Origin of the sequence: Tepidimonas charontis, assembly GCF_007556685.1 — a bacterium.
GTDB lineage: Bacteria > Pseudomonadota > Gammaproteobacteria > Burkholderiales > Burkholderiaceae_C > Tepidimonas > Tepidimonas charontis.
This window is the reverse complement of the sequence record NZ_VJON01000038.1, coordinates 23,692-30,827: the sequence shown is the minus strand read 5'-3', so window position 1 is coordinate 30,827 and position 7,136 is coordinate 23,692. Positions and strand designations below refer to the sequence as shown.

Below are 7,136 nucleotides of genomic sequence, written 5' to 3'. Positions count from 1 at the left end.
TGTGCGTCGAGACGCACGAGACCTGGCTGGAGGACAGCCGTTACCTGAACATGACGCTCCTTTCGGAGCAGAAAAAGGAGGCGTTGAGACTGGCCGCCTGAAGCGGCCGCGCGCTGTCGTCATCGCTCCGGGCTACGCCCTCCGCGACAACGACAGCGCAAACAGGATCAACCAATTACCTGATCACCAATTTGCACAACTTGACGCACACAACTGCCGAGGCGCTCGCGCGCAAAAAGTCATACCCCAGCACGCGCACGAACAAAAAGACCAAAAAACTGCCCGTGCCCGGACCGAAAAACCCGTCGTAAAAGCCGATCGTGCCGCCCACCGCGGACGCCACCATCGCCTGCGCGCGGCCAGCAAAACGCGGCGCGTGGTGCCGTCCCAAGTCCTTGCGCATCAGCGTGTAAGCCAGCACCGCGGTCAAAATAAAGGGCAAAGCGCGTCGTAGGCCATCGGGCGGCAGCACCGTCACCGCCCACGCCCCCAGCCACGCGCCCAGCGCGCACACCGCGGCGGCCGGCAGCAGCGCTGTCCACGGCACGGCCACACGGCGCGCGTAGCGCCATGTCGCCGCTGCCGTCCCCCAAACGGAAGCGCTTTTGTTGGTACCAAAGAGAGTGGCCGGGGGCGTGCTCGGAAACACCGCAAACAGCGCTGGCACCAAAATCAGGCCGCCGCCACCAACGATCGCATCCACGAAGCCCGCCAGCAGCGAGGCCGCGGGCAAAATGATCCATTCCGTCATCTGCGCATTGTCGCCGCAGTGGCGCTGCCGCACCGCACGGCCGCGCTCACCCATCTTTGCGCGCGCCACGAAGACGACCGCGGGCAGCGCCGATGGAAAAAAGCCCGGGGGCTTGCGCACCCCGGGTCCAATCCCCGGCAACCCTGTCTTGGTTTGACGAGGCCCCCGATGTCGGGACCGCCACGACTCAGCGGTTGTAGGCCGACTCGCCGTGGTAGGTGATGTCAAGGCCCTCGCGCTCCTCCTCCTCGGTGACGCGCAGCCCGATCGCCATGTCGACGATCTTGTACGCGATGAAGGCCACCACGGACGACCACACCATCGTGATCAACACGCCCTCGGCTTGCACCCACAGCTGACTGGCGATGCTGAAATCCTCGGCCCCCGTGCCACCCAGACTGGGCGCGGCAAACACCCCGGTGAGCAGCGCACCGACGATGCCGCCCACCCCGTGCACGCCAAACACGTCCAGTGAGTCGTCGGCGCCCAGCATCTTCTTCAGCCCCGTCACCCCCCACAGACAGAGGAACCCAGCCACCAAGCCGATGATGAGCGCGCCCATCGGCCCCACCGAGCCGCACGCCGGCGTGATGGCCACCAGACCGGCCACCGCGCCCGACGCCGCCCCCAACATCGAGGCCTTGCCCTTGTGCAGCGCCTCGCCCACCGACCACGCCAGCACGGCGGCGGCGGTGGCCACCAGCGTATTCAGGAAGGCCAGCGCCGCGCCGGCGGTGGACTCCAGATTGGAGCCGGCGTTGAAGCCGAACCAGCCCACCCACAGCAGCGACGCCCCCACCATGGTAAGCGTCAGGCTGTGCGGCGGCATGGCCTCACGGCCATAGCCGATACGCTTGCCCACCAGATAGGCGCCGACCAGGCCGGCCATCGCCGCGTTGATATGCACCACGGTGCCGCCGGCAAAGTCCAGCGCCCCTTTGCCCAGCAAGTAGCCGCCTGCGCCCCAGACCATGTGCGCGATCGGCAGGTAGCTGAAGGTGAACCACAGGGCGCTGAACAGCAGCACGGCACTGAATTTGATGCGCTCGGCAAACGAGCCGACGATCAGCGCGCAGGTGATGCCCGCGAACGTGGCCTGGAACGCGACGAAGATCAGCTCCGGAATCTTGACGTTTTCGGTGAAGGTGTCGGCCAGCGATGCGGTGCTGACACCCATCAAGAACGCCTTGTCCAGACCGGCGATGATCAGCCCTTCGCCCCCGAAGGCCAAGCTGTAGCCGTAGATCACCCACAGGACGCTGATCAGCGAAAACACCACCATCACTTGCATCAGCACCGACAGCATGTTCTTGCTGCGCACCAAGCCGCCGTAGAACAAGGCCAAACCCGGCAAGACCATCAGAATGACCAGCAGCGTGGCGGTCATCATCCACGCCACGTCACCCTTGTCCACGGTCGGGGCCGCCGCCGGTGTATCGGCTGCGGCGGGGGCCACCGCAGGTGTGTCGGCAGCGGGCGCCGCCGCAGGTGTACCGACCGCCGGCGCGGGAGCAGAGGCGGGCTCGTTGGCGTGCGCCAGCGTCATGCCGCCCCACAACAAACCGAGGCCCAGACACAGGCTCGTGAGAAAGTGTTTCATGGAAAACCCCTTGAAGCGGAAACGTTTGAGCGGATGGAGGGCGTCATAGGGCATCGGCGCCGGTTTCACCGGTGCGGATGCGGATGACCTGCTCCAGCGGGAAGACGAAAATCTTGCCGTCGCCGATCTTGCCGGTACGCGCCGCGCTTTCGATGGCCTCGATGACGCGCTCGACCAGCGCATCGTCCACCGCGGCTTCGACCTTGACCTTGGGCAAAAAATCGACCACGTATTCGGCGCCACGGTACAGCTCGGTGTGGCCTTTCTGGCGTCCGAAGCCCTTGACCTCCGTGACCGTGATCCCCTGCACACCGATGGCCGATAGCGCTTCGCGCACCTCGTCCAGCTTGAAGGGTTTGATGATGGCGGTGACCAGTTTCATGACTGTCCTTTCCTAGGGTTGCGCACCTCGCCGATTGGCTGCCAAGCTCGGCAAGCAAACGGCGTGCCACGCGCGACGCGCGCTCGCCTCGCACCCGTGCCGGGCGCTGTCGCCCCCGCCTCATTCAGCTGGGACAGCGCCGCCGCTGCGCCGCCCCAGCTCATGGCATCATCGGTGCCGAAGGCAACTGCGATATGGCGATGGATATGGCGATGGGAGGTCGGTGTGATGGGCTTGTGTGTGGTGCATAGCCGCACCCTGGTGGGGCTGACGGCCCAGCCCGTGCAGGTGGAGGTGCATTTGGCCAACGGCCTGCCCAGCTTGACCCTGGTGGGCTTGGCGGATACCGAAGTCAAGGAAGCACGCGAGCGCGTGCGCTCGGCCATTCAAAACAGCGGGCTGGCGTGGCCCAGCAATCAGCGCATCACGGTCAATCTGGCGCCGGCCGACGTCCCCAAGGAGTCGGGACGACTCGATTTGCCGATCGCCTTGGGCATTCTGGCGGCCAGCGGCCAGATCGACGCGGCGGCACTGGACGGCCATGAATTTGCGGGTGAACTGTCGCTCAGCGGGGCGCTGCGCCCCGTGCGCGGCGCCTTGCCGATGGCCTTGGCCCTGCGCACCGAAATGGGGCACAGCGGCCGGTGCGCGGCCCTGGTGTTGCCCCCCGGCAGTGCAGAAGAGGCAGCCTTGGTGCCGGGCGTGGTGGTCTACAGCGCGCCGCACCTACTCGATGTGGTGCGGCGCTTTGCCACCCACCCTCCCATTGGGGCCGAGGCGATCGACGGCTGGCGGCGTGTCACCGCCGCGCCACCTGCCTGCGATCAGGCCGCCGGCCCCGATCTGGCCGACGTCAAAGGCCAAGCGGCGGCACGGCGGGCGCTGGAAATCGCCGCAGCCGGCGGCCACAGCTTGTTGCTGGCGGGGCCACCGGGCACGGGTAAATCGATGTTGGCGCAGCGGCTGGTGACGCTGCTGCCGCCGCTGACCGACGACGAGGCGCTGGAGGCCGCCGCGGTGGCATCGCTGCTGGGGCGCTTTCGACCCGAGCGCTGGCGCCAGCGGCCGCTGGCTGCGCCACACCACACCGCCAGCGCGGCAGCGCTGGTGGGCGGCGGGGCGCCACCGCGCCCCGGCGAGATTTCGCTGGCCCACCACGGCGTGCTGTTTTTGGACGAATTGCCCGAATTTCCCCGTGCGGCGTTGGAGGCGCTGCGCGAGCCCCTGGAGACCGGCGTGGTGCGTTTGTCGCGTGCCGCGCACCAGGTGGAGTACCCGGCACGCTTTCAGCTCGTGGCGGCCATGAACCCCTGCCCCTGCGGCCATCTGGGCGACCCGCGGCGCGCCTGCCGCTGCACGCCCGAGCAGATCCAACGCTACCGCAGCCGCTTGAGCGGCCCGCTGCTGGATCGCATCGATCTGCATGTGGAGGTGCCTGCGTTGAGCCCCGAGACGCTGTTGACGGCGCCGCCGGGCGAGCCCTCCGCAGTGGTGCGCGCACGGGTGTGTGCGGCCCGCCAGCGTGCCCAGGCACGCCAGGGCCACGTCAACAGCGCCCTGCAGGGCGAAGCGCTGCTGGCCCACGCACGCTTGGACAAGGCCGCACAGCGCCTGCTGCAGCAGGCGGCCACCCGGCTGGGCTGGTCGGCGCGTGCTACCCATCGCGCCCTGCGCGTGGCCCGCACGATTGCCGATTTGGCCGACAGCGCCGCAGTACAGGAACACCACATCGCAGAGGCGTTACAGTATCGCGAAGCCAGCCCCCAGCCACGTGGGTGATACCTTGCCTCATCTTCGTGACCCTATCAAGCGATGGTTGATACCGCCGTGAACGATCCCGCCCACCTCTTCGCCGACGGCGGCCGGCACGACACCACACTCACATCGATGTGGTCCGGTGCTTGCCGTTTACCGGAACATCCTGCTTCCTCGGCGTTGCCATGCGAAATCGAAAACTACGCTGGTCAAAAACAGGCGTGCTTGCTTGCGGGCCTACATTTAAATACACGGACCGCCTCCCTACTATTGTACCCGTCGCGCTCGCCATTAAAGCTCGGCTTTGACAAGATTCGGCGCTTGACCCTTACGGTCCCCTCGACGTCTGAAAGCAAGCGCAACGACTCCATACCTCCTGAATCCGACATATTCCAGCGATATACGCTTCACTACACCGATGGAAAAGTACAAGGCGGGACCTTGGCAGGATATCAGGAGCATTCCGGCGATCTATTCTTATGCGAATGCAGCGAAACAGAAAGTACACAGCTTTACCGCGTCTTCATTCCACGTGAAGCCATTAAAGAATTTCAACTCGACGCTGGGCAGCCCACCTCGACGATTACCTCGAACGATATCCGAGACACGAACACACCCCTTGAATCCGCCGTTAGCGACGATAGCTCCGCCATATCAAACCCTGCCGATCTGCTCAACGCACTAGAGGCGCAACGCTCCAAACCAGTCATTCGAATAGGGCAAGCCCTGCTTTCCCTGGGTTATATACAGGAAAGCCAACTACAACACGCACTCACCCATCAAAAGACCGTATCCAAAACTCCATTGGGGGAAATCCTATTACAACTTGGATACATTGATCGCGAGCAGTTGAGAACCGCGCTCGCATACAAGATGGGATACCCGATAGTCGATATCATCAAATTTCCCATCGACAACGAAGCCCTGCGCCACCTGCCACTCACGACTGCCCGAAAGCTCCGTGCGGTTCCTTTGTTATGTCGCGAAAAGTTTTTTGTTTTCGCCACCGAAGACCCCTTACAACAAAGTATTGTCGATGAAATAGAATTCACCACTCAGTGCAAAGCACATCCCGTCCTCGCCAACAGCGCCGTCGATGCCAACACAATTCGGCAGATTTATGCACGTCATGGATTCGACGAGGGCGGAAAAATCGCTGACAACACCGACGACGATCAACCTTCGACGGCACAGATTCTCCAATCACTCGAACAAGAAGCCGAGGGCGATGATAATGCCCCTGAGATCGAACAGTCAGACAATCAACTGGTTCGATTGATCAACAACATCATTATTGAAGCCTATCAAGCCGGCGTGTCGGACATTCACATAGAAACACATCCAAACAAGCGGAAGGTTCGCATTCGCTGGCGTAAAGATGGCATGCTTCGCTTACACATGGAGCTGCCGCATACCTATCGGAAAGCCCTGGTTGCACGCATCAAAATCATGTGCAATCTGGACATTTCTGAACGACGCAAACCGCAGGACGGCAAAATTGACTTCAGCCGGTATTCCCCTCAGCATCACATAGAATTGCGCGTCGCGACCATTCCCACCTACGGTGACGCGGAAGACGTCGTCATGCGCATATTGGCGTCGGCCAAACCCATTCCCTTGCACCAGCTGGGCTTGACCGAAGAAAATTATCGAATGCTCATCAACGCGGTCGAGCGCCCCCATGGAATCGTGCTCTGCGTTGGTCCTACAGGCTCCGGCAAAACCACGACCCTGCATTCGGTATTACAGCATTTGAACACACCGGACAAAAAGATCTGGACCGCCGAGGACCCGATTGAGATCGCCAATCCGGATTTGCGACAAATTCAAGTCAATCCAAAAATCGACTGGACATTCGAGAAAGCGCTGCGCGCGCTGTTACGCGCCGACCCCGATATCATCATGGTCGGCGAAATCCGCGATACCGAAACCGCCAAAATGGCGATCGAAGCATCCCTGACCGGTCACCTCGTGCTATCCACGTTGCACACCAATAGCGCACCGGAGACGGTTGTGCGGCTGCTCGACATGGGCATCGATCCGTTCAACTTTGCCGATGCGCTGGCAGCCGTTTTGGCGCAGCGGCTGGTACGTCGGCTGTGCCCCCATTGCAAACAGCCACATCCCAATGCCGAAGAATTGGTCAATGAGCTGATCGATGATTTTCTGTATGATTTTCCGGAGACCGTCCGACCGGAGGCAGAAGCGATACGGCGGGCGTGGATGGCGGAATACGCCGACCATACCGGCACTTGGAATTTTTATCTGCCCGCCGGGTGTGATCACTGCGACCACACAGGGTACAGAGGACGGCTGGGTATTCACGAACTGCTGTCGGTCGATGCACGTATGCGCCGTTTGATTCAAACCCGCCGCCCACCAGAAGCACTGCGTGAGGAGGCGGTGACCCACGGTCACTTCCGTACCCTGCGGCAAGACGGTATTCTCAAAGTGTTGCAGGGCCTGACGACGATCGAAGAAATTCGCGGCTCCACGGCGCATTGAGTCCGCCGCCAGCGCAGCCGTGCGCTTGCTCACGGCCGTGACGCCAGCGCGGTACACCGAGGCTGCCGCAGCCGGGCTGGCGCTACGCACGCAACCGATGCGCCGCCACGGCGAGCACCCCGGTGATCGCCGCCGGCGCTCCA

Annotated in this window: 4 protein-coding genes and 1 pseudogene; 2 read left to right on the top strand and 3 right to left on the bottom strand. The window is 63.0% G+C overall.

Translation table 11 applies throughout. The features are described from left to right. Positions 1 to 214: 214 nt before the first annotated feature. From Tchar_RS10510 to glnK, 3 genes and pseudogenes are all read right to left on the bottom strand, one after another. A pseudogene (locus tag Tchar_RS10510) lies at positions 215 to 751 on the bottom strand (TSUP family transporter); the annotation flags it as partial. A gap of 187 nt (positions 752 to 938) precedes the next feature. Further along, positions 939 to 2,351 carry an ammonium transporter gene (locus Tchar_RS10505; protein WP_144328975.1) on the bottom strand — a complete coding sequence of 471 codons (1,413 nt, stop codon included), beginning with the start codon at positions 2,349 to 2,351 and terminating at the stop codon, positions 939 to 941. A gap of 43 nt (positions 2,352 to 2,394) precedes the next feature. Next, positions 2,395 to 2,733 carry a P-II family nitrogen regulator gene (gene glnK, locus Tchar_RS10500; RefSeq protein ID WP_144328974.1) on the bottom strand — a complete coding sequence of 113 codons (339 nt, stop codon included), beginning with the start codon at positions 2,731 to 2,733 and terminating at the stop codon, positions 2,395 to 2,397. A 228-nt stretch (positions 2,734 to 2,961) separates the two neighbouring features. On the opposite strand from glnK, the gene Tchar_RS10495 reads away from it, so the two are divergent. Both Tchar_RS10495 and Tchar_RS10490 read left to right on the top strand, forming a co-directional pair. Beyond that, positions 2,962 to 4,512 (top strand): YifB family Mg chelatase-like AAA ATPase, encoded by a 1,551-nt coding sequence (locus tag Tchar_RS10495; RefSeq protein ID WP_144328978.1) that lies wholly within the window; start codon positions 2,962 to 2,964, stop codon positions 4,510 to 4,512. Positions 4,513 to 4,560: 48 nt separating this feature from the next. Then, positions 4,561 to 6,993 carry a GspE/PulE family protein gene (locus Tchar_RS10490; RefSeq protein WP_236640426.1) on the top strand — a complete coding sequence of 811 codons (2,433 nt, stop codon included), beginning with the start codon at positions 4,561 to 4,563 and terminating at the stop codon, positions 6,991 to 6,993. The last annotated feature ends 143 nt before the right edge of the window (positions 6,994 to 7,136 follow it).

Coding starts and splice junctions, on each gene's coding strand:
- Tchar_RS10505 (WP_144328975.1), bottom strand. CDS start 2,351: ATGAAACACTTTCTCACGAGCCTGTGTCTGGGCCTCGGTTTGTTGTGG.
- glnK (WP_144328974.1), bottom strand. CDS start 2,733: ATGAAACTGGTCACCGCCATCATCAAACCCTTCAAGCTGGACGAGGTG.
- Tchar_RS10495 (WP_144328978.1), top strand. CDS start 2,962: ATGGGCTTGTGTGTGGTGCATAGCCGCACCCTGGTGGGGCTGACGGCC.